This is a genomic window from Micromonospora haikouensis (assembly GCF_900091595.1).
Classification (GTDB): Bacteria; Actinomycetota; Actinomycetes; order Mycobacteriales; family Micromonosporaceae; genus Micromonospora; species Micromonospora haikouensis.
On record NZ_FMCW01000045.1, the window covers coordinates 18,463 to 41,828 of the forward strand.

Genomic DNA, 23,366 nt, shown 5'->3' on the forward strand with positions numbered 1-23,366 from the left:
ATCCATCCGGCAACGCTATGGGCGAACCGGACAACCGGGTAGACGGGCGTGTTCGCACGTACCGCGAAGCCCGGGGGGTCATCTCACCGACAGTGGTGAACCGGTGACCGTCCACCCGCGACACGCCCGGGATCGCCGGGCAGGGACAATCGGTGGCGTGTCCGATCTCTCCGCGGCCTTCGTGAGGCTGCACGCGCGGCTCGCCCCGGTGGCCTTCGTCCCCGAGGTCCGCCTGCACCAGGCTGACGAGCCGATCGGGTTGTGGGAACTCACCGAGGGCGAGTTCCGCAGCTCGCAGCCGCCGCCGTTCTGGGCGTTCGCCTGGGCCGGCGGGCAGGCGCTCGCCCGGTACGTCACCGACCACCCCGAGGTCGTCGCCGGCCGCCGGGTGCTCGACCTGGCCTCCGGATCCGGCCTGGTCGCCATCGCCGCCGCCCGCGCGGGCGCGGCGGCCGTGCGCGCCGCCGAGGTCGACGAACGCGCGGTGGCGGCGGTCGCGCTCAACGCCGAGGCCAACGGGGTACGCGTCGACGCCGCCCTCGGCGACGTCCTCGACGGCGACGCCGGCGACGCCGAGGTGGTGCTCGCCGGGGACGTCTTCTACAGCGAGGCGATGGCCCGGCGGATGCTGCGCTTCCTGCTGCGGGCCGCCCGCTCCGGCGCGCGGGTGCTGGTCGGCGACCCGGGCCGGGCGTTCCTGCCCCGCGAGCGGTTCCGCGAGCTGGCCGGCTACGACGTGCCGGTGCCCGAGGCCCTGGAGAGCGTCCGGGTGAAGCACACCACCGTGTGGGAACTGGACCCCGCGCCGCCGGGGGCCGCCCGCTAGGTTGACCCGGTGCTGTTCCGGGGCTGGGGCGACGCCGTCGACGGGCCGTGGCCCGACATCGCGACCGTGACCGACCACGTGGGCGCGGCGCACCTGGTGGTGACCCGGCACGCGCTGGTGCGGCGGGTGCTCGCCGACCCGGTGACCTTCCGGCCCGACAACGCCCTCGACGCGGTCACCCCGATCCCGGTGGCCGCCCTGCGGGTGCTCGCCGGGCACCGGTTCCGGCTGCCGCCGACCCTGGCCAACAACGGCGGGGTCAGCCACCCGCAGATCCGGGGCATCGTCGCCGACGCCCTGCACCCGGCCCGGGTCGCCGCCCAGCGGCCCTGGCTCACCGACCTCGTCCGCGACCGGGTCGCCCGGCTGCGGGCGGAGCTGGACGCGGGCGTACCCGTCGATCTGTATGCCGGCCTGGCCGCGGACCTGCCGCTGCTCGTGCTGGCCCGGCTCGTCGAGCTGCCCGACGCGCCGGTCGGCGCGGTGAAGGAGTTCGCCCGCGCGGCCCTGGAGCTGTTCTGGGCCCCGCTCGACGCCGACCGGCAGGCCGCCCTCGCCGCCGAGGTGGGCCGGTTCCACCGGGTGCTGCGGGCGTTCGCCGCCACCGGCGGCGGGCTCGCGGCCCGGCTGCGCGCCGCCGGCCACTCCCCCGACGTGGTCGTCGGCGCGCTGTTCTTCCTGCTCGTCGCCGGCCAGGAGACCACCTCGCAGTTCCTCACCCTGCTGCTGCACCGGCTCACCGCCGAGCCGGCGGTACGCGCCGGGCTGCGCGCCGGCACGATCGACGTCGCCGACGTGGTCGAGGAGGGGCTGCGGCTGGAACCGCCGATCGTCACCTGGCGGCGGGTCGCCGCCGTCGACACCACGCTCGGCGGCACGCCCGTCGCGGCGGGCACCAGCGTCGTGCTGTGGCTGGCCCGCGCCGGCCGCGACCCGCAGGTGGTGGCCGCCCCCGACGCGTTCCGCCCCGGGCAGCCCGGCTCGCGCCGGCACCTCGCGTTCGGGGCGGGCGCGCACCGCTGCGTCGGCGCGCAGCTCGCCCGGCTGGAGGCCGCCGTGGTCGTCGCCGAGGCCGCGCCGCTGCTCGACGGCGTACGCGTGCTCCGGCCGCCGTGGTGCCCGGACAACCTCACCTTCCGGATGCCCGACGCGTTCGTGGTCGCCCGGTAAGGAAGGGCCCCTCGTTAACGCATACGGTATAGAAGGGTCCCCTTCTCTACCCCAGGCGTTAACAAGGGGCCCTTCCTTGCTCGCGGGCGGTCAGCCGGCGTCCTCGGCCCAGGCCCGCCAGTCGTCGAGCACCCCGTACAGGGCGGGGGTGAGCCAGCCCGACGCGGACCGGCGGAAGACCCCCGGGTCCATCGCCCCGGCGCCCGCCGGCAACGCGCCGATCAGGTGCGGCACCAGCTCGGTCAGGTTCGCCCAGTGCACCAGCTCCGGCTCCGCCGGCCACGCGCCGATCACCACGCCGGCCGGCACCGCGCGCCGGTCGAGGGCCTCCAGGGTGAGCGCGGTGTGGTTGAGGGTGCCGAGGCCGGCACGGGCCACCACCACGGCGGGAGCGCCGAGCGACACCGCCAGGTCGGCCAGCGTCCACGCCTCGCCGGAGGGGCGCAGCCCCATCGGCACGAGCAGCCCGCCGGCCCCCTCGACCAGCACGAGGTCGTGCTTGTCGGCCTCCTCGCGGATCGCGTCGACGGCGGCATACAGCTCCAGCGGCTCCAGCTGGGCCACCCGGGCCGCCGCCAGCGGGGCGAGCGGGTCGGGATAGCTGGCCAGGGTGCGGCCGGTGAGCGGGGCGGCCAGCCGGGTCACCGTGTCGACGTCGCCCGGGTCGCCGGTGGCCGTGCCGGTCTGTCCGGGTTTGACCACGGCGACCCGCAGTCCGGCCGCCTGGGCCGCGGCCGTCACCGCCGCGGTCACCACCGTCTTGCCGACCCCCGTGTCGGTGCCGGTGATCAGCACCGGCCCGGTCCACGCCGCGCTCACGGCGTCACCTCCGCCCGTCCGCCCGCGCCCGCGCCGGTCACGGGGCGCATTCCACGATCACGTCGAGGGCCCGCCCGAAGTCCGCCCGGGCAACCCCGGCGTTGACGGTCAGTCGCAGCCGGGACCGGCTGTCCGGCGTCGACGGCGGGCGGAAGCAGCCCACGGCCACCCCCCGGTCGGCGCAGTCGGCGGCCCAGGTGGTGGCCGCCTCGGGGCCCGGCGCGGTCACCGAGACCACGGCGGCGTCCGGCGCGGAGACCGCCAGCCCGGCGGCGCGCAGCCGGCGTACGGCCAGTCCCGTCCGCTCGGCCAGCTCGGCGCGCAGGTCGTCGCCGGCGCGGGCCAGGTCGAGCGCGGCGCGCACCCCGGCGGCGACGGCGGGCGGCAGGGCGGTGTCGAAGATGAAGGTCCGGCCGGTCTCGACCAGGTGCCGGACGAACTCGGCCGGGCCGGCGACCACGCCCCCCGCGCCGCCGAGCGCCTTGGAGAGGGTGGCGGTGACCAGCACGTCCGGCTCGCCGGCCAGCCCGGCGGCGGCCACCCCGCCCGCCCCGGCGGGGCCCAGCACGCCGAGCGCGTGCGCGTCGTCGACGAGCAGCAGCGCGCCGTGCCGGCGGGCCACGGCGTGCAGCTCGGCCAGCGGCGCGAGGTCGCCGTCGACGGAGAAGACCGACTCGGTGACCACCACCGCGGGCCGGCCCGGCGCGGCGGCCAGCGCGGCGGCGACCGCCGCCGGGTCGGCGTGCGGGGTCACCACGGTCTCCGCGCCGGAGATGCGGCAGCCGTCGATCAGCGAGGCGTGGTTGTGCGCGTCGGAGACGAGCAGGGTACGCGGCTGCGTCAGCGCCCGGATCGCGCCGAGGTTGGCCAGGTAGCCGGAGGAGAAGACGAGGCTGCCGTCGACGCCGAGCCAGTCGGCGAGGGCCGCCTCCAGCCCGTGGTGGGCGTCGGTGGAGCCGCGCACCAGCCGGGAACCGGTCGCGCCCAGCCCGTACGCCGAAAGGGCCCGCCCGGCCGCGGCCGTGACCTCGGGGTGGGCGGCCAGGCCGAGGTAGTCGTTGCCGGCCAGGTCGACCACGGCGTCGCCGGCGGCGCGGGGCCGCAGCCGGCGGGTCAGCCCCGCCTTCGCCCGCAGCTCGGCACGGCGGTGCAGCGCCGCCAGCCAGTCCGCCACCGCCACGTTCCCCTCCCCGCCGTCTCCGCCGGGCGAAGTTACCACCAGTCGGCCGCGCCGCGGCGTGGCGCGGGCCGGCGCGCGGTGCCGCCACCGGTCGGGCGCGGGGGGCCGGCCCGCGCTCGGGTGCGAGGGCTCGGGCCGCGCTCGGGCGCGGGGCTCGGGCCGCGCGCTCGGGCGTTTCGTCGCCGCCGGGCGCCTTGTAGGGTACGAGCCATGCCAGAGATCCTCGACCAGGCCCGCAACCAGGTGCTGGAGAACGGCGTCGGCCTCGACCAGGCCGGCGTCCTCGCGGTGCTGAACCTGCCCGACGAGCACCTCCCGGCCGCCCTCCAGCTGGCCCACGAGGTGCGGATGCGCTGGTGCGGGCCGGAGGTCGAGGTCGAGGGCATCGTGTCGCTGAAGACCGGCGGCTGCCCGGAGGACTGCCACTTCTGCTCGCAGTCCGGGCTGTTCGCCTCGCCGGTCCGCTCGGTCTGGCTGGACATCCCCTCCCTGGTGGAGGCGGCGAAGCAGACGGCGGCGACCGGGGCCACCGAGTTCTGCATCGTCGCCGCCGTGCGCGGCCCCGACGCCCGGCTGATGAAGCAGATGCGCGAGGGCGTCGCCGCGATCCGGGCCGAGGTCGACATCCAGGTCGCCGCGTCGCTCGGCATGCTCAGCCAGGAGCAGGTCGACGAGCTGGTCGACATGGGCGTGCACCGCTACAACCACAACCTGGAGACCTGCCGCTCCTACTTCCCCAACGTGGTCACCACGCACTCGTGGGAGGAGCGCTGGGAGACGCTGCGGATGGTCCGCGAGTCCGGCATGGAGGTCTGCTGCGGCGGCATCCTCGGCCTCGGCGAGACCGTGGAGCAGCGGGCCGAGTTCGCGGCGCAGCTGGCCGAGCTGGACCCGCACGAGGTGCCGCTGAACTTCCTCAACCCCCGGCCGGGCACCCCACTGGGCGACCGCCCGGTGGTCGAGGGCAAGGACGCGCTGCGGGCCATCGCCGCGTTCCGGCTGGCCATGCCGCGCACCATCCTCCGGTACGCCGGCGGCCGGGAGATCACCCTCGGCGACCTGGGCACCCGCGACGGCCTGCTCGGCGGCATCAACGCGGTCATCGTCGGCAACTACCTGACCACGCTGGGCCGGCCGGCGACCGACGACCTGGCGCTGCTGACCGAGTTGAAGATGCCGGTCAAGGCGCTCTCCGCGACGCTGTGACGGGGGCCTCGACGATGGCCGTGTGGTGCGACCGGTGCGGGGAGCCGGCCGACGGTGGCGGCCACGCGGCGTGCCGGGCGGCGCGCGAGCTGGAGCCGCCCCGGTTCTGCGCGCGCTGCCGCCGCCGGATGAAGGTGCAGGTGCTGCCGGTGGGCTGGGCGGCGGTCTGCGTCGAGCACGGCGAGCTGCGGGGTTGACGCCGGTGCGGGTGCTGCGGGGCAGGGCGGTCACGCTGCGACCGGTGACGGCCGCCGACGTGCCGGCCCTCGCGGCGATCCGGGCCACCCCGGAGGTGCGCCGCTGGTGGCGCGGCGGCGACGACCTGACCGCCGCCGTCCGCGCCGACCTCGGCGACGACGACCTCACGGTGTACGCCGTCGAGCACGACGGCCGGGTCGTCGGGGCCATCCAGTGGTATGCCGACGACGACCCCGACTACCGGCACGCCAGCCTGGACGTCTTCCTCGACCCCGCGGTACGCGGCGCGGGGCTGGGCGGCGACGCGATCCGCACCCTGGCCCGGCACCTGATCGACGTCCACGGCCACCACCGGCTCACCATCGACCCGGCGGCGGCGAACACCGCGGCGATCCGGGCGTACGCGAAGGTCGGCTTCCGCCCGGTCGGGGTGCTGCGCCGCTACGAGCGCGGCGAGGACGGCCGCTGGCACGACGGTCTGCTGATGGACCTGCTCGCCGAGGACCTGGCGGACTGACCGCACCCCCCGCGCCGGACGAGATCCTGGACCGTTGTCGTTCCGCGCTGACGGCAACTGTCCAAGGTCTGGTCCGAGAGGCACCCCCCACGCAGAGATCTTGGACGGTTACCGTCCACAGGAGACGGTAACCGTCCAAGATTCAGCAGGACGGCGTCAGCCCAGCGTGCAGGCGGAGCCGTTCAGGGTGAAGGCGGTGGGCTTCGGGTTGGCGCCGGTGTGGGTGCCGTTGAAGCCCAGCGTCGTCGACGCGCCCGGCGCGAGCGCCGCGTTGTAGGCGGCGTTCGACGCGGTCACGGCGGTGCCGGTCTGGGTGAAGGTGGCCGACCAGCCCTGGGTGACCTTCTGCCCGGCGTTTCCGAACGTGAACGCGAGGCTCCAGCCGTTGAGCGCCGTCGCGCCGGTGTTGGTGATGGTGATGTTCGCGCTGAAGCCGGTGCTCCAGTCGCTGGTGGTGTACGCGACCTTGCAGGCCCCGGCCGGGGTCGGCGGGGTCGGCGTGGGCGTCGGCGTCGGGGTCGGGTTGGTCCCGGGGAGCGTGCGCACCGAGACGCTGGGCGACACCACCGACGGGTTCCCGGCGGCGTCCACCGCGACGATGTAGAACGGGTACGACGTGTCCGGGGTCAGGCCCGTCACCGTGTGACTGGTGCCGGTGACCGTGGCGACGACGGAGTGCAGCGGCCAGGTGACCTTCCAGACCTGGTAGCCGGCGACGCCGACGTTGTCGGTCGACGGCGACCAGGACAGGGTGACCCCGGTCGAGGTGATGTTGGACGCGGTCGGGGTGCCGGGCGCGGTCGGCCCGGTGGTGTCCGACCCGGTCCCGGCGGGCGTGGCCACCGGCAGCACCGGCGAGGACAACGAGCTGTTGCCGGCGCCGTCGCGGGCGCGTACCCAGAACCGGTAGTTGCGGGCGGCCGTGAGGTTGGCCACGGTCACGCTGTTGGTGGTGGTGCGGTGCAGCATGAGCGCGTCGCTACCGATCATCTCCTGGGTGACCTCGTAGCCGGCCAGGCCGCTGCCCCCGGTGTCGGTGGACGCCGGCCAGGTCAGCGTGACCGAGGTGGGGCTGATCGCGGAGACCGTCGGGGAGCCGGGGACGGTGGGCGGGGTGGTGTCGGTGGGCGTCGAGGTGGGCTCCGCGCCCCAGACGAGGGTGCTGCCGGCGTAGAGCGGCACCTTCTTGTTCGGCCCGGCCGTGGCCTGGTAGGACGGGTCGTTGGTCGGGTCCCAGGTGCCGCCCTCCGGCACGCCGATCTTGAACTGCACCTCCATCCGGTGCTGCGACTGCCCGGCGGGGGCGATGGTGTACCCGGTGCAGTCGACCTCGACGTACCAGATGTCGCCGCTGAGCTGCTTGGCCGCCGACGGCGACGGGCAGCCCTGGGTGTAGCCGGGGGTGACCTGGACGGCGGTGCTGCCCTCGGGGCGGAAGTAGTAGCGGAACTTCCCGTTGGTCAACGCGCGGGCCGGGAACGCGGACTTGCTGTAGACGATCGCCTTGAGGCCGGTGGCGCGGGGCTCGGCCTGCATCACCGTGGTCTCCACGGTCAGCTCGTCGATGTCCGGCGTCTCGGCGGTGGGGAAGCCGGCGAGCGGGGTGCCGCCGTACTCGGAGGAGAGCCGGGCCAGGGCGGAGGTGAAGCCGGCGTTGTAGTCGGTGGCGACCTCGTTCATCACGTAGTCGGACCGGCTGTCGGTGTAGGCGTCGTTGGCCGACGACGGGCCGCCGACGAGCGCGCCGTAGAGCACGTGCCGGGTCTCGGTGGGCACGGTCTGGCTGTCCCACCAGGAGCCGTGCGCCGTGCGGTGGTGCGGATTCTTCGGCGCGTTGGCCCCGAAGCCGATCTGGTAGCTGGACTTGCGCGGGTTGTCGCCGAGCGCGTAGTTGATCTGCCGGACGGCGAAGTCGTGGTAGCGCGTCTTGCGGGTGGCGTCGGTGGTCTTGTCGCTGTAGACCAGCGCGGCGAACGCGGTGTTGGACGCGTAGCGCAGCGCGCCCCACGAGTCGAGCACCGCCATCCCGCCGGGCGAGTAGTTCACCTTCGCGCCGTTGACGCCCACGGTCCAGAAGTCGAGCCACCGGTTGGCGTCGTCGACGTACTTCTGCTTGCCGGTCAGGTTGGCCAGCAGCACGTACGCGCCGAACTGCTTGTTGTCCCAGGCGATCGTCCACTTGTAGGACCGGGTGGTGGACTGCGGCTCGGTGCCGAGCTTGTCGTACTCGCTCTCCGCCTTGGTGAGGTAGGCGGCGTCGCCGGTGGCCCGGTAGAGCCAGATCGCGCCCCAGACCAGCTCGTCCTGCCACCCGCTCCACGACTTGTAGAAGCTCGTCGCGTCGGTGATGCACTCGTGGTAGCTCTTACGCACCGTGTCGGCGAACGTGTAGAGCTGCTTGGCGTGGGTCAGCAGCTTGTCGGCGTAGGCGGCGTCGGTGGGCCGGAACACCATCGACGACGCGGCCATCGCCGCCGCCGTCTCCCCCGCCAGGTCCGCGCCGCCACAGCTCGCATCGATCTTGTACGCGGGACGCGCCATCGGCATCACCTCGGCCGGGCCCCACCACTTGTGGTCGTCGTCGCCCTTGCCGACCTGTCCGTAGAGGACGTTCGGGGCGGGGTGCGCCTTGACGAAGTAGTCGTTGACGAAGCGCAGGTTGTTGAGCAGGTGGGTGAGCTGCCCGGAGGCGACGTACCCGTCGCGGTACTCGACCGCGCCCCAGGCGAGCATGGTGGCGCTGAACGCCATCGGGAAGCCGAACTTGACGTGGTCGCCGGCGTCGTACCAGCCGCCGGTGAGGTCCACTCCGACGTCGGAGCCGTCGGTGAGCGCCGAGTCGCCGCGCCAGGAGACCCGGTTCCAGGCCGGCTTCTTGCCGGACTGCTGCGCCTCGTAGAAGAACAGCGACTTCTGCAACGCCTCGGCGTAGTTGAAGGCGGGCGCGGCGGCGACGGGCGCGGCCTGCGGCGCGACGACGCCCATCGCGAGGCCGCTGGCCAGGGCGGCGCCGGCGGCGAGCAGGCGGCGCAGCCAGGGTCGGCCGCGCGACGGCCGGGACGGCCGGTTCGGGTGACGCATCTGCGAGCTCCTGACGGATGGCGCCCGACGGCCCCGACCGGACGCGGGACGGCGTCTGAGGGGTCGGGGCCGGCGGAGGCGGGTGGTGGGGGTCTCCGGGGAGGCGCGGGAGCGCTCCCATGGATGCTCGACAATGTATCCAGCGGATTGCACACTTGGGAAGACCTTCGCCGCCACGAGCCTGCGCCGCCGCGCCACCCGCCCCGGCGCCGCTCCACCGAGGAACGGGGCGTCGCGCACCCGGAACGGGGCGTCGCGCCGTCCGAAAGCGTTACGCCGACACGCCGCCCCGCGCCGGTAATCCCCTCCGGGAAGGGGGCTTTGGGTCCGCCGTCCGCCCAGCTCAGGCTATTCATCCGATGCCCCCTCCGGTACGCGCCGAGGCGATCATGTGGCGTCCCCTCGACTCCCCTTTCGGAGGAATACCTCATGTCACAGCGTCGGCGCGTGGCGCGCGCGGCCTTCTCCGCGACCGCCGCCACGGCCTGCCTCGCCCTCGCCACCCCGGCGTGGGCATCGGCCACCATCGGCCTCAAGTCGGCCCACCAGGGCAAGAAAGCTGGCTACTTCACCCAGCAGTGCGACGACGAGCGCTTCGCGAACCTGCCGGACGACCACGACGGCTGGCACTTCGTCCTGCCCGGCAAGAACAGCGGCAGCTTCGAGAGCCTGACGCTGACCTTCTCCGACGGCACGAACGACGTCACGGTGAACATCCCGGACGGCGCGGACGCGTACCCGGACTTCTTCTACTCCACCGGCGGCAAGGCCCCCCGGCAGATCCACGCCTACCTGTTCACCCCGGCCGGGTGGAAGCTGGTCGACGGGTCCGCCACGATCAGCGGGACCGGCGACGACTTCAACGTGAGCCACACCTGCAAGGGCACGGTCCCCAAGCCCACGCCCACGCCCACCCCGACCCCCACGCCGTCGGTCTCGGAGTCGCCGGAGCCGTCGGAGTCCCCGTCGGCGTCGGAGTCCCCCGAGCCCTCCGAGTCCCCGTCGGCGTCGGAGTCCCCGTCGGCCTCCGAGTCGCCCACCCCGTCGGACTCGGCGTCGCCGACGACCTCCCCGTCGGGCGGGACCGGCGGCGGCAGTGACCTGCCGCTGACCGGCGTGGCCGTCACCGGCATGGCGCTCACCGGCGTCGCGCTGGTCGGCGGCGGCGTCGCCCTGATGACGCTGCGCCGTCGCCGGGACCGCATCGCCTTCACAGGCTGACCCCGAGTGCGCCCGCCCGCCCCCCTCGGGCAGGCGCCCCGCGACCGGCCGCCGGACCTCCGTCCGGCGGCCGGTCCGCGGCTGCGCGGTAAGGAAGGGCCCCCCGTTAACGCATTCGGTAGAGCAGGGGCCCCCTGTTAACACCCCGGCACGGCGGTACGGTCACCGGATGGCAGTGATCACGCAGGTCTCGCTGGGGGTCTCCGACTGCGGACGGGCCGCCCGGTTCTGGGCCGCCGCCCTGGGCTACGTGCGCCGGCCGCCGCGCTATCCGGGCGACGAATGGATCGTGCTCGCACCGCCGCCCGGGGTGCCCGGCACGGCGCTCGCGATGGACCTCAGCGAGAGCCCGGCCGAGGCGTTCCCCCGGGTGCACCTGGACCTGACCGCCGGGGCGCGGGACCTCGACGACGAGGTGGACCGCCTCGTCGGGCTCGGCGCGCGGCGGGTGGACTGGCCGCACTACCCGGCGCAGCTCGAACCGGGCGCCTCCCCGTACATCGTGCTCGCCGACACCGAGGACAACCGGTTCTGCGTCGCCGGCCGACCGCGCGCCCGCTGATCAACAACGGCCGCCCGGCCGAGCCCCACGCGACCGAACGCCACGCAGCCGAGCCCCGCCCGACCGGGCGCGGGGTCAGCTGCGGCGCACCTGGGCCGGCACCACCGCGGCCGGGGCGGCGGTCACCGGCACGCTGACGGTGACCAGGCAGCCGTCCCGCTCCGTCACCATCGGCCGGGCGAGCCGACGCAGGGTACGCAGCATCGGCGTGTTCTCCGCCTGGACGTGCAGCACCAGACCCGCGAGACCGGCCCGCTCGGCGTGCCGGACCAGCCGGCGCAGCAGGGCGGTGCCGACCCCCCGCCGCTGCCAGCCGTCGCGCACCAGCAGCGCCACCTCGGCCTCGTCGCCCTCGACGAGCAGGTTCGCCATCGCGACGACCGGCTCCGCCGCCCCGCCCGCGTCGATCGCCGCCCCGCCGGAGCCGGTGGCCGTCGCGACGAGGGTGAGGCCCTGGGCCGGCTCCAGCAGCCGCCCCAACCGGGCCGGCGCCGGCAGCGCCGCCCCGCCGAGGTAGCGGCGGTGCAGGGTGCCCGCCGAGCAGGCCCGGTGCAGCTCCAGCACACCGGTCAGGTCGCCGGCCGTCGCCGGGCGGACGACCGCCTCCGCGCCGTCGGGCAGGACGAGGGTCACCTGGTCGGCGTCCCGCCGGCCCACGGCCGCCGCCAGCTCGGCGAGCGCCTGGGCGCGGGCGTACTCGGCCGGGGTGAAGCTCGGCGCGGCCCGGCGCAGCTCGTACGACCCGCCGGTGGGGTCGGGCAGGACCATCGTCGTGCCGGCGATGCCCCCCGCGACGACCGCGGGCCGCCAGGTGACCTCGTCGGCGCCGAGCAGCGTCCGCAGCGCCTCGCCCGCCGCGTCGGGGTCGCGGACCAGCCGGGTGGCCAGGCCGAGCACCCGGGTGGGCTGGTCGGCGAGGCCGCGCGCCTCGCTGCGCGCCACCCAGCAGTCCCGGCCCCGGCCCCGCTCCACGGCGGCGATCAGCTCCGCCTCGTCGAGCGTGTCCGGCGCGTCGACGAGGAAGTCGTCGACCGCGCCGACCTCGGTGGTGTGCACCTGCACGGTGAGGATGTTGACCCCGCGCAACGCGAGGCTCGCCGTGAGGACCGACAGGTAGCCGGGCCGGTCGTCCACGGTGGCTCGGATCCGCCACAGCGCCATGGTTGTCTCCCTTCACCCGCCTACGACGATGCCGGCCGGCTGTTGCGGGCCCGTTGCCCGGTGGTGACGGCGCGGGAACCGCATGCATGACCATCACCACAGGTGGTGACCTCGGCCACGCCGGGCGCAGGAGCAACGCCGGGTGGGAGAACGACAGTGCGGGCCCGGCCGCATCGGCCGGGCCCGCACTGGTGCCGCCGGACGGGCCCCGCACCGGGGCCCGGCTCCGGCCGACGGGCCCCGCACCGGGGCCCGACAGTCTCAGCCGCCGGCCACCACCGGGGGTGCGCCCACCAGGTCCAGCCGGTCGCCGAGAATCACCGCGCTCGCCCGGACCAGCTGGGCGAGCCGGTCCACCTCGGTGGAGTGGAACGCGGCGGGGCTCAGCGCCTCGGTGTGGTCGCGGGACACCACCAGGACCAGCCCGGCCCGGCCGAACGGCGCGATCGCGTAGTGGGTGCCGTCGGCCCCGGTCATCGCGCGGGCCCGCAGCGGGGTGATCTCGGGCAGCAGGGGCGGGACCGGCACCCGCCAGCTCGCGTGGGCCACCGTGGCGTCGCCGCCCCCGCCGCCGGTGCGCGAGGCCCAGTCCAGCGGGACCACCGCCGCCACCGACCAGTCCGCGGCGAGCAGCCCCGGCACCGCGTCGACCAGCGTGGCCAGGCCGTCGGCCGGGTTGCCGGCCACCTGGGCCAGCAGCTCGGCGTCCTGCCCCGTGGTGGTCGGCGCGCCGATCGCCCGCCAGACGCCGTCGACCCGCACGCCGGGGATCGCGGCCAGGCCGGCCAGCAGCCGCTCGACCCGGGAGGCGCCCGGCCACACCACGGTGAAGTCGTCGACCGCCCGCCCGCCGAGCCGTTCCAGGACGACGACCTGGACGATGTCGGCACCGGAGACGCCGAGTGTGCGGGCCACCTGGCCGAGGGTGCCGGGGCGGTCCGGCAGGGTCACCCGAACTCTCAGCAACATGATCGTCCCTCCGCTCGGCAGGCCGGCGCAGGGCGGCCGGCAGGCTGGGCACCAGCCTGCCCGTTGACCATTTCGTCCCTGTTGCCGGGCCGTGTCCCCGGGGAAAATCCCACCTTGACAAGGTGCGTGAGCTGCCATCAACTAGTCGGATGACCGATCCGGCCGTCGTCGACCCGCGCACCGGCCCCGGTGCGGGCGCGGGCGCCCCGAAGGGTCTCGACCTCGACCGGCTCGCCGCCTACCTGGCCGCGCACCGGCCCGAGCTGGCCGCCCCGCCGCTGCGGGCCCGGCTCATCGCCGGCGGCAAGTCCAACCTGACGTACGCCCTGCGGGTCGGCGAGGGCGCGACCGGGCGGCAGATGGTGCTGCGCCGGCCGCCGCTGGGCCACGTGCTCGCCACCGCGCACGACATGGCCCGGGAGCACCGGATCATCTCGGCGCTCGCCCCGACCGCCGTGCCGGTGCCGGCGGCGCTGCTGCTCTGCCCGGACCCCGCCGTGCTCGGCGCGCCGTTCTACCTGATGGAGAAGGTCGACGGCGAGGTGTTCCGCAGCCGGTCGCAGACCGACGCGCTGACCGCCGGGCAGCGCCGCGACCTCGCCATGGCGATGATGGACACCCTCGCCGACCTGCACGCGGTCGACCCGGCCGCCGTCGGGCTGGCCGACTTCGGCCGCCCCGAGGGTTTCCTCGGCCGGCAGGTGCGGCGCTGGGCCGCCCAGCTCGACCAATCCCGCAGCCGCCCGCTGCCCGGCATCGACGAGCTGCGCGCCGCGCTCGCCGGCTCGGTGCCCGAGGGCGCGAACGCCGGGCGGATCGTGCACGGCGACTACCGCCTGGACAACCTGCTCGCCACGGTCGGCGCCGCCCGCTCCGCCGACGGGACCGGCGACACCGGCGGCGCGGTGTCGGTGCGGGCGGTGCTCGACTGGGAGATGGCCACCCTCGGCGACCCGCTGGCCGACCTCGGGCTCCTGTTGACGTACTGGGACGTGCTCGGCGACAGCGACGCCGCCGCCGGCAACCCGGTCGCCGACGGGCTCGGGCCGCGCGCCGGCTTCCCCGCCGGGCGCGAGCTGATCGAGCGGTACGCCGGGCGCGCCGACGTCGACGTCGGGCCGCTGCACTGGCACGTCGCCCTGGGCTGCTTCAAGCTCGCGGTGATCTGCGAGGGGATCCACTACCGGCACACCCTCGGGCAGACGCTCGGCGGGGGCTTCGACCGGATCGGCGACATGGTCGCGCCGCTGGTCGAGCACGGTCTGCGCGCAGTCAGGGAGCAGTGATGGACTTCCAGTTCGACGCCCGCACCGAGAAGCTGCGCGCGCGCCTCGGCACGTTCCTCGAAGAGTGCGTCCACCCGGCGGAGGCGGTGCACGCCGAGCAGGTCGCGGCGGCCGGCGACCCGTGGGCCCGTTCCCCCGTGCTGGAGGAGCTGAAGGCCGAGGCGCGGCGGCGCGGCCTGTGGAACCTCTTCCTCCCCGACCCCCGCTACGGCGCGGGGCTGACCAACCTCCAGTACGCGCCGCTGGCGGAGCTGACCGGCCGCAGCCCGCACCTGGCCCCGGAGGCGGTCAACTGCGCCGCACCGGACACCGGCAACATGGAGCTGCTCGCCGAGTTCGGCTCCGAGGCGCAGCGGGACCGCTGGCTCAAGCCGCTGCTGGAGGGGGAGATCCGCTCGGCGTTCTGCATGACCGAGCCGGAGGTCGCCTCCTCCGACGCCACCAACATCGCCACCCGGATCGTCCGCGACGGCGACTCCTACGTGATCGACGGGCGCAAGTGGTGGTCGTCGGGGGCGATGGACCCGCGCTGCGAGATCTTCATCGTGATGGGCAAGACCGACCCCGGGGCCGACCGGCACCGCCAGCAGAGCATGATCCTGGTCCCCCGGGACACGCCGGGCGTGACCGTGCGGCGCGGGATGACGGTCTTCGGCTACAGCGACGCCCCGCACGGCGGCCACGCGGAGATCGACTTCACGGGCGTCCGGGTGCCGGCGGAGAACCTGGTCGGCGCGGAGGGGGCGGGCTTCGCCATCGCCCAGGCCCGCCTCGGCCCGGGGCGCATCCACCACTGCATGCGGCTGGTGGGCATGGCCGAGCGGGCCCTGGAGCTGCTCTGCCGCCGGGCCAACCAGCGGATCGCGTTCGGTCGTCCCCTGGCCGAGCAGGGTGTGGTGCGGGAGTGGATCGCCGAGTCCCGGGTCCGCATCGAGCAGGCCCGGCTGCTGGTGCTCAAGACCGCCTGGCTGATGGACACCGTCGGCAACAAGGGCGCGCACACCGAGATCCAGGCCATCAAGATCGCCACCCCGGCGATGGCGGAGTGGGTGATCGACAAGGCCATCCAGGGGTACGGCGGCGCGGGCGTCAGCCAGGACACCCCGCTCGCCGGGCTCTGGGCCCAGGCCCGCACCCTGCGCCTCGCCGACGGCCCGGACGAGGTCCACCGGTCGTCGCTGGCCAAGCGGGAGCTGCGCCGCTGGGCCTGACCGGGCGCGTCGGCGCGGGGTCGGTCAGACCGACACCAGGTCGAGCCAGGCGATGTTGTTGTTGTAGCGCACGTTGGTCAGGATGTCGGCGGTCATGATCAGCAGCGGGTCGTTCGCCGACTCCCAGACGGCCAGCAGGGAGAAGTGACCGGGGCCGGGCACGCCGGGCCACGTGACCTGCACCGTCGTCACGCCCGTGGGCACGGTGACGGCCCGCACGGCGACCGGCATCCAGCCCAGCGGCCAGGACAGGCTGCCGCCCGGGTTCGTCCGGTAGAAATGCAGGATCCCGCTGTCGGTGCCCGACCCGTACCGCCCGGGGTTGCGCAGCTTGACGAAGATGTAGCTGGTCGAGCCGGCCACCGGGAACGTGCTGGTCGCGCACTCCACCGGCGTCGGGCAGACCTTGATGTCCGGGCTGGCCCAGACCCTGGTGCCCGAGTACGGCTGGAGGCCGGCGTCGTCGACGGCGTCCCGCATCCAGACGTCCGTGACCGTGGTGCTCCGGGCGGGCTTGCCGGCCGGGCCGGCGGCAGCGGCCGGAGCCGTGGCGGTGGCCAGCAGGCCGGCGAGGACCGGGCCGGCGCACAGGGCCAGGGCCAGGCGGCGGGCGCGGCTTCCGAGGATTGTCATGACAGCGGTCTCCCATCGACGTGACGCCGACGCGGCGACTCCCCGCACCGGCGTGGTCCTGCTGACAGGAGCCGGCGCGCGGCGCGGTGATACCGGCCGGCGGCCCGGGGACTTCCCAGATGACGCCAGGCCGGATCAATCAGACAGCGCGCCCTTCCGTACGCCCGCGGGACCGCTCAGGCGGAGGCGCGGCGGACCATGTGGGTGTCGAGGAGGATGTGGTTGGTCGGGATGTCCTCGCCGCGGATGCGGGACACCAGCAGGTGGGCCATCTGCCGGCCCATCTCCTCGACCGGCTGGAAGACCGTGGTCAGCGGCGGCTCGGCCTGCCGGGCCACCGGCGCGTCGTCGAAGCCGATCACCGCCACGTCGTCCGGCACCCGTCGGCCGGCCTCGCGCAGCGTCCGCAGCGCGCCGAAGGCCATCAGGTCGGAGGCGACGAAGACCGCGTCGAGATCCGGGCAGACCTCCAGCAGCCGACGCATGCAGGCCGCCCCGCTGCCCTCGCTGAAGTCGCCGTACGCGATGAGGTCGGGGTTGAGGCCGGCCCCGGTGGCATGGACGGCCTCCCGGTAGCCGGTCAACCGGGCCAGGCCGGCGCCCATGTCCTGGGTGCCGGCGATGGTGGCGATGCGCCGCCGCCCCCGGGCGAACAGGTATTCCACCGCGTGCCGGGCGCCACCGACGTTGTCGACGTCGACGTAGTAGGCGGGCTGCGCGCCCGGCTGGAGCATCCGGGCCGGCCGGCCGCCCAGCACCGTCGGCAGGCCCCGCTCCTCCAGCAGGGTGGGCAGCGGGTCGGAGTCGTGCAGCGACAGCAGCAGGACGCCGTCGACGTGCTGGTTGGTGAGGTGGTGCTCGACGCGTTCCCGCTCCACCGGCGACTGGGCCATGGCCAGCCAGAGCTGCATCGGGGTCTCCAGCAGGCCCGAGCTGATCCCCCGGACGATGCCGGCGAAGAACGGCTCGGTGAAGACCCGGTCCCCGGACTCGGAGACGACCAGCGCCACCGAGTCGGTCCGCTGGGTCACCAGGGCCCGGGCGGCGCGGTTCGGCACGTACCCCAGCTCGGCGATGGCCTGTTGCACGGCGGCCCGGGCCTCCGGGCTCACCTGGGGTGAGCCGTTGACCACCCGGGAGACCGTGCCGCGCCCGACGCCGGCGCGCGCGGCGACCGCGTCAAGGGTCGGGCGCCCGAGCGACCGGGTGCGCTGCGTTGTCATCGTCTGCTCCTCCGACATGGGTGGCCCGGTGCGCCCCCCGGGTTGGGGGGACGGGCACCGGGACCGCCCGTCACTCGCTGGCCGTGTGCCTTATTGTGCGGCCAGACCGTTGCGTCGGATCACCTCGGCGTACCACCTGGCGCTGGACTTGGGGATGCGGACCTGGCTGTCGTAGTCGACGTACACCATGCCGAAACGCTTGGTGTAACCCCAGGCCCACTCGAAATTATCCATCAGCGACCACGCGAAGTAGCCCCGTAGGGGCACCCCTGCACCGATCGCCGCATGTGCCGCCCGCAGGTGCGAGTCGAAGTAGGCCAACCGGTCGGTGTCGTCGACCTGACCGTCGACCACGGTATCAACAAAAGCGGAACCGTTTTCGGTCACGTAGAGCGGAAGGTCGGTGTAGTCGCGGTGGACCCGTTCCAGGGTCTCGACCAGCCCGGGGGCGTCGATCTCCCAGTCCATGTCGGTCACCGGGACACCCCGGGTGACGAACCGGACGTCCTCGCTGCCCGGCCAGCACGTGGGCGCCCGCCAGTATGCCTCCGGCTGCTCCCCCTCGACGGGGGCGGCGACCACGTGCCGGCTGTAGTAATTGATCCCGACCAGGTCCAGCGGCGTCGAGATGGTCGCCAGGTCGCCGTCGCGCACGTGCCCGAAGTCCGTCACCGACGCCAGGTCCGCCTGGAGGTCCGCCGGGTACGACCCGCGCAGCACCGGGTCGAGGAAGAACCGGTTGGCCAGCGCGTCGATCCGCCGGGCGGCGTCCGCGTCGGCCGGCGAGTCGGTGGCCGGGGTCACCGGGTACAGGTTGACGGTGATGCCGAGCTGGGCGTCCGGCCGGGACGCCCGCAGCGCCTGGACCGCCAGGCCGTGCCCGAGCATCAGGTGGTGCCCGGCCCGGACCGCGTCCGCCCCGTCGGTACGCCCCGGCGCGTGCGCGCCCGAGCCGTACCCGAGGAACGCCGAGCACCACGGCTCGTTGAGCGTGGTCCAGTAGCGCACCCGGTCGCCGAGCGCGTCCGCGACGAGCTGGGCGTAGTCGGCGAACCGGGCGGCGGTGTCCCGGGCCGGCCAGCCACCCGCGTCCTCGAGCGGCTGCGGCAGGTCCCAGTGGTAGAGGGTCAGCCACGGCTCGATGCCGTGGCCCAGCAGCTCGTCGACCAGCCGCTGGTAGAAGTCCAGGCCCTCGGCGTTGGCCGCGCCCGAGCCGCCCGGCTGCACGCGCGGCCAGGACACCGAGAACCGGTAGGACTTCAGGCCCAGCTCCGCCATGAGCCGCACGTCGTCGGGCATCCGGTGGAAGTGGTCGCAGGCCACGTCGCCGGTGTGCCCGCCGACTGTCCGCCCCTCGGTGTGGCTGAAGGTGTCCCAGATCGAGGGGGTACGGCCGCCCGCCGTGGCCGCGCCCTCGATCTGGTACGCCGCGGTCGCGGCACCCCACAGGAAGCCGGGCGGGAAGGTGATGGCCGGGCCCTGGTCGAGGACGCCGACGGCGGGCGGACGGGTCGGATCGCTCACGACTTGACGGCACCTTCCATGATCCCGCCGATGATCTGGCGGCCGAACAGGACGAACACGACGAACAGCGGCAGCGTGGCGACCAGGGTGCCCGCGAAGATCTGCGAGTTGTCGGCGAAGTAGGCCGTGTTGAGGCTGCGCAGCGAGATCTGCACGGTCGGGTTGGCCGGGTCGGCGAGCACCACGAAGGGCCAGAAGAACTGGTTCCACTGCTCCATGAAGGTGAGCAGGCCCAGCACCGCCGCCGCCGGCCGCAGCGCGGGGACGACGACGTGCCAGTAGACGCGCCAGGTGGAGCAGCCGTCCACCCGGGCGGCCTCGATCAGCTCGTTGGGCACGGCCTGCTCGGCGTACTGGCGCATCATGAAGATGCCGAAGCCACCGATGAGGAACGGCACGGTGACCGACGGCATGGTGTTCAGCCACTCGAGCTTGGCCATCAGGATGTAGAGCGGCAGCACGCCGAGCTGGATCGGGACCATCATCGAGGCGAGGATGATCAGCAGCATCGCGTTCTTGCCGCGGAAGCGCAGCTTGGCGAACGCAAAACCGGCCAGCGAGCCGAAGAAGACGGTGGCGACGGTGATCGTCCCGGAGACCAGGAACGAGTTCATCAGCCCCTTGACGATGTTGGCGTCGCCGTTCTCCAGCACCCGCTGGATGTTCTCGCCGAGCTTGCCGCCGGGCAGGAACGGCGGCGGCCAGGAGTTGGCCGCGTCGTTCGTCCGGGACGCGATGACGATCATCCAGTAGAACGGGAACAGCGAGAGGATCACGCCGAAGACCAGGCCGACCCAGGTCAGCGGGGTCGCCTTCCAGATCCGGTCGGCCTTGTGCGCGTCGCGCGGCGGCCTACCGGCCGGGCGCGCGGGTGGGCGGAGCGTCGTGGTCGTCATCTGGCGCAACCCTCACTTGTCGGAACTGATGCGGCGGGCGAGCAGGTAGTTCACCAACGACACCAGCGCGATGAGCAGGAACAGCACGAGGGCGACCGCGCCGGCGTACCCCCAGCGGAACCGCGTGTTCATCACGTCGAGCAGGTACATGGTGATGGTCTGGAACTGCCCCTCCGAGCCGCCGGAGAGCGCCCCCGCGCCGCTGGTGAACATCAGCGGCTCGGTGAAGAGCTGGAGCCCACCGATCGTCGAGACGATCAGCGTGAAGATGATCGTCGGGCGGAGCTGCGGGATGGTGATCGACCAGAACTGCCGGCGCCGCGACGCGCCGTCCAGCGCCGCCGCCTCGTACATGTCCTTGCTGATCGATTGCATGGCGGCCAGATAGATGAGGGCGTTGTAGCCCACCCAGCGCCAGTCGACCATGGTGGAGATGGCGAACCAGGAGGCGAAGCGGTTCGCCCGCCAGTCGATCGGGTCCATGCCGACCAGGTCGAGCAGCCAGTTGGCGAGGCCGAACTCCTTGGCGTAGATCATCGAGAAGATCAGCGCCACCACGGCGGTGGAGGTGATGATCGGCATCGCGATGGCCATCCGGAAGAAGGTCTGCGCCCGCAGCTTCCGGTTCAGCGCGTTGGCCAGCACCAGCGCCAGCATCAGCTGCGGCACGGTGGAGAGCAGGAAGATGCCGAACGTGTTGACGACCGCGTTCCAGAACTGCGGGTCGTCGGTCAGCAGCTCGACGAAGTTGTCCAGGCCGACGAAGCTGATCGTGGCGTTCAGCGGCGACCGGTCGGTGAGCGCGATCCAGACCGTGTAGACGATCGGGTACGCGCTGAAGACCGCGAAGATCACGAAGAACGGCAGCACGTACAGGTACGGGGAGAACTTCAGGTCCAGCTTGGTGAAAGAGGCCGGGCGGCGGTGCGTGGCACGGGCGGGGCGGGCGGGGTCCCCGCCCCCGCCGGGGGGCGCTGTGGTGTGGAGGTCCAGGCTCATCGACGGTCCTTCTCGTCGGTCGGCGCGACCCGTCCGCGCGGGGCGGCGCCGGGGGATTACCGGCCTTCCGCGCGGGCGGCGCCGGGGGGTTACCGGCCCGGCCGCGCGGGCGGCGCCGGGGGATTGCCGGCCCGGCCAACCGGGCGCACCGGGCTTACCGGGCACCGCGGGTGGCGCCGACAGTCGCCTGTCGACGCCACCCGTGGTCGGTTCGGCCGGTCACTTACCGGCGGCCTCGCCGTTCTTCAGCGCTGCTTCCCACTGCTCGGCGGCGGGCTTGCCCTGCTCGACGGCGCGCAGGGTGTTCTCCACGGCGGTACGGACAGCCTGGTTCTTCGGGCCGAGGTAGACCGGCTTCAGGTCGCTCGCACCGGCGGCGAAGATCTTGCCGACCGGGGCGTTGGTGAAGTACTCGTTGGTCGAGTCGGCGACGGCCGGGTCGGTCAGGGCCTGCGGCGACGACGGCAGGTTGCCGACCTTCTTGAACGCCTCGATCTGACCCTTGGCGCTGGTCAGGAACTTCACCAGCTCGGCGGCCTCCTTGGGGTGCTTGCTGGACTTCGGCACGGCCAGGAAGGAACCGCCCCAGTTGCCGCCGTTGCCGGGGGCCTTCGCGACGTCCCACTTGCCGGCGGCGGAGTCACCGGCCTGGCCCTTGATGACACCGGTCATCCAGGCGGGGCAGGCGATGGTGGCGAACGTGCCGTTCTTGAAGCCGGCGTTCCACTCGTTCGAGAACGACTGGAGGTTGTTCGACAGGCCGGCGGCGATCATCTTGGTGGAGAGGTCGTACGCGGTCCGCACGTCCGGGTTCTCGCCGATGACCAGCTTGTTGCTCTTGTCGTAGTAGGTGTAGCCGGTGCCGTTGCCCGCGGTCTGCATCAGCACGACGTTGTAGAAGTTGGTCGCCGAGTCGACGAACTTGTGCTTCTTGTCGGCGGCGACGAACTTCTGGCCGGCGGCGATGAACTGGTCCCAGGTCGGCCAGAGGGCGCCAACCTCTTCGCGGTCCGTCGGCAGGCCGGCGGCCTTGAACAGGTCGCTGCGGTAGCACAGCGCCATCGAGCCGACGTCGGTGCCGAGGCCGAGGACGGTGCCGTCCGGGGTGGTGCCCTGCTCCCACTTCCACGGCAGGAAGTTGCTCTTGAGGTCGTTCGCGCCGTGGTCGGCCAGGTTCACGAACTTGCCGGCCTGGGCGTAGAACTGGACGATCGTGCCCTCTTCGAGGGCCACCACGTCGCCGGCGCCGGCGCCGGCGGTGATCTGCTGGGTGAGGCGGGTGTTGTAGTCACCGAGGCCGAGACCCTTGCCCCGCTGCTCGATCTTGATGTTCGGGTGCTCCGACTCGAACTGCTTGTAGAGCTCGTCGTAGCCGAAGCCCTGGTCGCCGAAGACGTCGACGACGAGCTTGATCGGGTCGTCGCTGCTGCCCGAGCCCTCGTCGTCGCTGCCGCAGGCGGAAGTGGTGGCGATCATCGCGACGGACGCGAGCGCGATGGCCGCGAGCCGCCGGCGACGGATTGGGACGCTCATCCGAGACCCCTCTTTCGGTGGTGAGGCTGTGTCATGTGGTGGGGGGTGCTGTGCAGGCGCTCGCGGCCGGCGGCCAGAGCCCACGGTCGACGGCCGGCGCCGTAGCGGAGAGATCCGCAACACAGCCCCGGGAGCGCTCCCATGAGAGTGGAGGAGAGTCCCCGAGGTGTCAATAAGCCGTTGGGAGCGTTCCCAGATCGTTACCGCCGTGTGTCGGAACTATCGCTGCGGCGCGTCTGAGGCGACGCGACCCGCCGGCGCGTCGGCAGCCACCCCGGAGCGTCATGTCGGGCAGATGGCGGCATCACCGCGCCGGGATACCACCACCTGCCCGACATCCCGTCACCCCTCCGCCGAAATGAGCGGATTGTCCGACCGGCGGGGTGGCGTGGGGCGAGGTGGAGGCGGAGGTGGGCCGGGTCAGGCCGGGCTCGGGGGGTGGTGACCGGCGGCACCTCCGAGCCGGAATCCCGGCCGGGGCGGGGGCGTTACACCTGACGGACGACCGCAGCAGCACCCCGGATCCCCCCGGATCGCCCCGGATCCGGCAGGGCCCGCCCCGCCACCCGTCATCCCCCCGGGGAATGGGGGCCGGTCGCCGGTCGTTACACCTGGACCCGGCGCGGTACCGCACGGCAGCCGCCCCGGCCCTTCCCTCCTTCTCCCCCCCGTTGTTCGTTGTTCGGGCGCCTCGACGTGGTGCTCGCACACCCCCGCCATCCCCCTCCGGCGGATGTGGGACGTGTGCCGACCCCCGGATAGGAGACACCCCCATGAACACGACCATCCTGCGTAAGAGCGTCCTCGGCATCGCCGGACTCGCGTTCGCCGGCGGCCTCGCCGCCGGACCCCTCAACCACAACACCAACACCGGCACCGGCACTGTCGACGCCCGGCCCGTCGCCGCCGTACAGGCCGACACGACCGCCGACGCCGGGAAGCTGATCCCCCACGGTGTGCAGGGCGCGCAGTCGCGCATCGACCTCGACGCCGAGCAGACCGCCAACGCCAAGGCCATCATCGCCGCCACGAAGAAGACCGGCCTCGACGAACGCGCCGCCGTCATCTCCATCGGCACCGCCCTGCAGGAGTCGAAGCTGCACAACCTGGGTCACCTGGGTGACCGCAACGACCACGACTCCCTCGGCCTG

20 protein-coding genes and 1 pseudogene are annotated in these 23,366 nt (G+C 73.6%); 10 read left to right on the top strand and 11 right to left on the bottom strand.

Annotated features, from left to right (window positions below; genetic code table 11):
• The first annotated feature begins 157 nt into the window (after positions 1–157).
• Positions 158–826: a class I SAM-dependent methyltransferase gene (locus tag GA0070558_RS30095; RefSeq protein WP_043962585.1), complete on the top strand. Its 669-nt coding sequence runs from the start codon at positions 158–160 to the stop codon at positions 824–826.
• A 9-nt stretch (positions 827–835) separates the two neighbouring features.
• Positions 836–1,996 carry a cytochrome P450 gene (locus GA0070558_RS30100; RefSeq protein ID WP_091286159.1) on the top strand — a complete coding sequence of 387 codons (1,161 nt, stop codon included), beginning with the start codon at positions 836–838 and terminating at the stop codon, positions 1,994–1,996.
• Positions 1,997–2,086: 90 nt separating this feature from the next.
• Here GA0070558_RS30100 and bioD read toward each other — a convergent pair whose 3' ends face one another.
• Together bioD and GA0070558_RS30110 are read right to left on the bottom strand one after the other, a co-directional pair.
• Positions 2,087–2,791 carry a dethiobiotin synthase gene (gene bioD, locus GA0070558_RS30105; RefSeq protein ID WP_043964245.1) on the bottom strand — a complete coding sequence of 235 codons (705 nt, stop codon included), beginning with the start codon at positions 2,789–2,791 and terminating at the stop codon, positions 2,087–2,089.
• A gap of 61 nt (positions 2,792–2,852) precedes the next feature.
• Positions 2,853–3,989 (bottom strand): 8-amino-7-oxononanoate synthase, encoded by a 1,137-nt coding sequence (locus tag GA0070558_RS30110; RefSeq protein ID WP_091286199.1) that lies wholly within the window; start codon positions 3,987–3,989, stop codon positions 2,853–2,855.
• A 216-nt stretch (positions 3,990–4,205) separates the two neighbouring features.
• Here GA0070558_RS30110 and bioB point away from each other — a divergent pair, with 216 nt between their 5' ends.
• Genes bioB through GA0070558_RS30125 form a run of 3 tightly spaced genes read left to right on the top strand, consistent with a single transcriptional unit; the run spans position 4,206 to position 5,916 of the window.
• Positions 4,206–5,201, top strand: coding sequence for a biotin synthase BioB (gene bioB / locus GA0070558_RS30115; RefSeq protein ID WP_043962583.1), 996 nt, complete (start codon positions 4,206–4,208; stop codon positions 5,199–5,201).
• Positions 5,198–5,398: a biotin synthase auxiliary protein BsaP gene (bsaP, locus tag GA0070558_RS30120; RefSeq protein WP_439709653.1), complete on the top strand. Its 201-nt coding sequence runs from the start codon at positions 5,198–5,200 to the stop codon at positions 5,396–5,398. The genes bioB and bsaP overlap by 4 nt, the downstream gene beginning before the upstream one ends.
• 11 nt (positions 5,399–5,409) lie before the next feature.
• The gene (locus GA0070558_RS30125; protein WP_091286202.1) at positions 5,410–5,916 is read left to right on the top strand and encodes a GNAT family N-acetyltransferase; all 507 of its coding nucleotides are present in this window, start codon (positions 5,410–5,412) and stop codon (positions 5,914–5,916) included.
• Between the two features lie 156 nt (positions 5,917–6,072).
• On the opposite strand, the gene GA0070558_RS30130 is transcribed toward GA0070558_RS30125, so the two are convergent.
• Entirely contained in the window at positions 6,073–8,997 is a 2,925-nt protein-coding gene (locus GA0070558_RS30130; RefSeq protein ID WP_091286162.1) for a glycoside hydrolase family 9 protein, read from the bottom strand.
• 429 nt (positions 8,998–9,426) lie between these two features.
• Here GA0070558_RS30130 and GA0070558_RS30135 point away from each other — a divergent pair, with 429 nt between their 5' ends.
• Positions 9,427–10,218, top strand: coding sequence for an LPXTG cell wall anchor domain-containing protein (locus GA0070558_RS30135; RefSeq protein ID WP_091286166.1), 792 nt, complete (start codon positions 9,427–9,429; stop codon positions 10,216–10,218).
• 169 nt (positions 10,219–10,387) lie between these two features.
• Entirely contained in the window at positions 10,388–10,780 is a 393-nt protein-coding gene (locus GA0070558_RS30140) for a VOC family protein (protein WP_091286169.1), read from the top strand.
• Positions 10,781–10,855: 75 nt separating this feature from the next.
• On the opposite strand, the gene GA0070558_RS30145 is transcribed toward GA0070558_RS30140, so the two are convergent.
• Positions 10,856–11,941: a GNAT family N-acetyltransferase gene (locus GA0070558_RS30145; protein WP_091286172.1), complete on the bottom strand. Its 1,086-nt coding sequence runs from the start codon at positions 11,939–11,941 to the stop codon at positions 10,856–10,858.
• 261 nt (positions 11,942–12,202) lie between these two features.
• A complete protein-coding gene (locus GA0070558_RS30150) occupies positions 12,203–12,910 on the bottom strand; it encodes an ACT domain-containing protein (RefSeq protein WP_043962578.1) in 708 nt (235 codons plus the stop codon).
• 149 nt (positions 12,911–13,059) lie between these two features.
• Between GA0070558_RS30150 and GA0070558_RS30155 the strand changes: the two genes are divergently transcribed.
• Positions 13,060–14,196 (top strand): phosphotransferase family protein, encoded by a 1,137-nt coding sequence (locus tag GA0070558_RS30155; RefSeq protein WP_091286175.1) that lies wholly within the window; start codon positions 13,060–13,062, stop codon positions 14,194–14,196.
• A complete protein-coding gene (locus tag GA0070558_RS30160; protein ID WP_091286179.1) occupies positions 14,196–15,407 on the top strand; it encodes an acyl-CoA dehydrogenase family protein in 1,212 nt (403 codons plus the stop codon). The genes GA0070558_RS30155 and GA0070558_RS30160 overlap by 1 nt, the downstream gene beginning before the upstream one ends.
• Before the next feature lie 24 nt (positions 15,408–15,431).
• On the opposite strand, the gene GA0070558_RS30165 is transcribed toward GA0070558_RS30160, so the two are convergent.
• From GA0070558_RS30165 to GA0070558_RS30190, 6 genes are all read right to left on the bottom strand, one after another.
• Complete coding sequence (locus tag GA0070558_RS30165; protein WP_091286183.1) at positions 15,432–16,040, bottom strand: hypothetical protein; 609 nt, start codon at positions 16,038–16,040, stop codon at positions 15,432–15,434.
• A gap of 176 nt (positions 16,041–16,216) precedes the next feature.
• A complete protein-coding gene (locus GA0070558_RS30170) occupies positions 16,217–17,263 on the bottom strand; it encodes a LacI family DNA-binding transcriptional regulator (protein ID WP_043962575.1) in 1,047 nt (348 codons plus the stop codon).
• A 90-nt stretch (positions 17,264–17,353) separates the two neighbouring features.
• On the bottom strand, positions 17,354–18,787 hold the full coding sequence (locus GA0070558_RS30175; protein ID WP_091286187.1) for a GH1 family beta-glucosidase: 1,434 nt from the start codon (positions 18,785–18,787) through the stop codon (positions 17,354–17,356).
• The gene (locus GA0070558_RS30180) at positions 18,784–19,683 is read right to left on the bottom strand and encodes a carbohydrate ABC transporter permease (RefSeq protein WP_043962572.1); all 900 of its coding nucleotides are present in this window, start codon (positions 19,681–19,683) and stop codon (positions 18,784–18,786) included. The genes GA0070558_RS30175 and GA0070558_RS30180 overlap by 4 nt, the downstream gene beginning before the upstream one ends.
• A 12-nt stretch (positions 19,684–19,695) precedes the next feature.
• Complete coding sequence (locus GA0070558_RS30185; protein ID WP_091286190.1) at positions 19,696–20,682, bottom strand: carbohydrate ABC transporter permease; 987 nt, start codon at positions 20,680–20,682, stop codon at positions 19,696–19,698.
• A 219-nt stretch (positions 20,683–20,901) separates the two neighbouring features.
• Positions 20,902–22,215: an ABC transporter substrate-binding protein gene (locus GA0070558_RS30190; protein ID WP_077936841.1), complete on the bottom strand. Its 1,314-nt coding sequence runs from the start codon at positions 22,213–22,215 to the stop codon at positions 20,902–20,904.
• A 773-nt stretch (positions 22,216–22,988) separates the two neighbouring features.
• Here GA0070558_RS30190 and GA0070558_RS30195 point away from each other — a divergent pair.
• A pseudogene (locus GA0070558_RS30195) lies at positions 22,989–23,366 on the top strand (hypothetical protein); the annotation flags it as partial.

Bases quoted from the DNA above. Each gene is read 5' to 3' on its own strand.
- bioB (WP_043962583.1), top strand. From the start codon at position 4,206: ATGCCAGAGATCCTCGACCAGGCCCGCAACCAGGTGCTGGAGAACGGC.
- GA0070558_RS30130 (WP_091286162.1), bottom strand. From the start codon at position 8,997: ATGCGTCACCCGAACCGGCCGTCCCGGCCGTCGCGCGGCCGACCCTGG.
- GA0070558_RS30135 (WP_091286166.1), top strand. From the start codon at position 9,427: ATGTCACAGCGTCGGCGCGTGGCGCGCGCGGCCTTCTCCGCGACCGCC.
- GA0070558_RS30140 (WP_091286169.1), top strand. From the start codon at position 10,388: ATGGCAGTGATCACGCAGGTCTCGCTGGGGGTCTCCGACTGCGGACGG.
- GA0070558_RS30145 (WP_091286172.1), bottom strand. From the start codon at position 11,941: ATGGCGCTGTGGCGGATCCGAGCCACCGTGGACGACCGGCCCGGCTAC.
- GA0070558_RS30150 (WP_043962578.1), bottom strand. From the start codon at position 12,910: ATGTTGCTGAGAGTTCGGGTGACCCTGCCGGACCGCCCCGGCACCCTC.
- GA0070558_RS30155 (WP_091286175.1), top strand. From the start codon at position 13,060: ATGACCGATCCGGCCGTCGTCGACCCGCGCACCGGCCCCGGTGCGGGC.
- GA0070558_RS30160 (WP_091286179.1), top strand. From the start codon at position 14,196: ATGGACTTCCAGTTCGACGCCCGCACCGAGAAGCTGCGCGCGCGCCTC.
- GA0070558_RS30165 (WP_091286183.1), bottom strand. From the start codon at position 16,040: ATGACAATCCTCGGAAGCCGCGCCCGCCGCCTGGCCCTGGCCCTGTGC.
- GA0070558_RS30170 (WP_043962575.1), bottom strand. From the start codon at position 17,263: ATGACAACGCAGCGCACCCGGTCGCTCGGGCGCCCGACCCTTGACGCG.
- GA0070558_RS30180 (WP_043962572.1), bottom strand. From the start codon at position 19,683: ATGACGACCACGACGCTCCGCCCACCCGCGCGCCCGGCCGGTAGGCCG.
- GA0070558_RS30185 (WP_091286190.1), bottom strand. From the start codon at position 20,682: ATGAGCCTGGACCTCCACACCACAGCGCCCCCCGGCGGGGGCGGGGAC.
- GA0070558_RS30190 (WP_077936841.1), bottom strand. From the start codon at position 22,215: ATGAGCGTCCCAATCCGTCGCCGGCGGCTCGCGGCCATCGCGCTCGCG.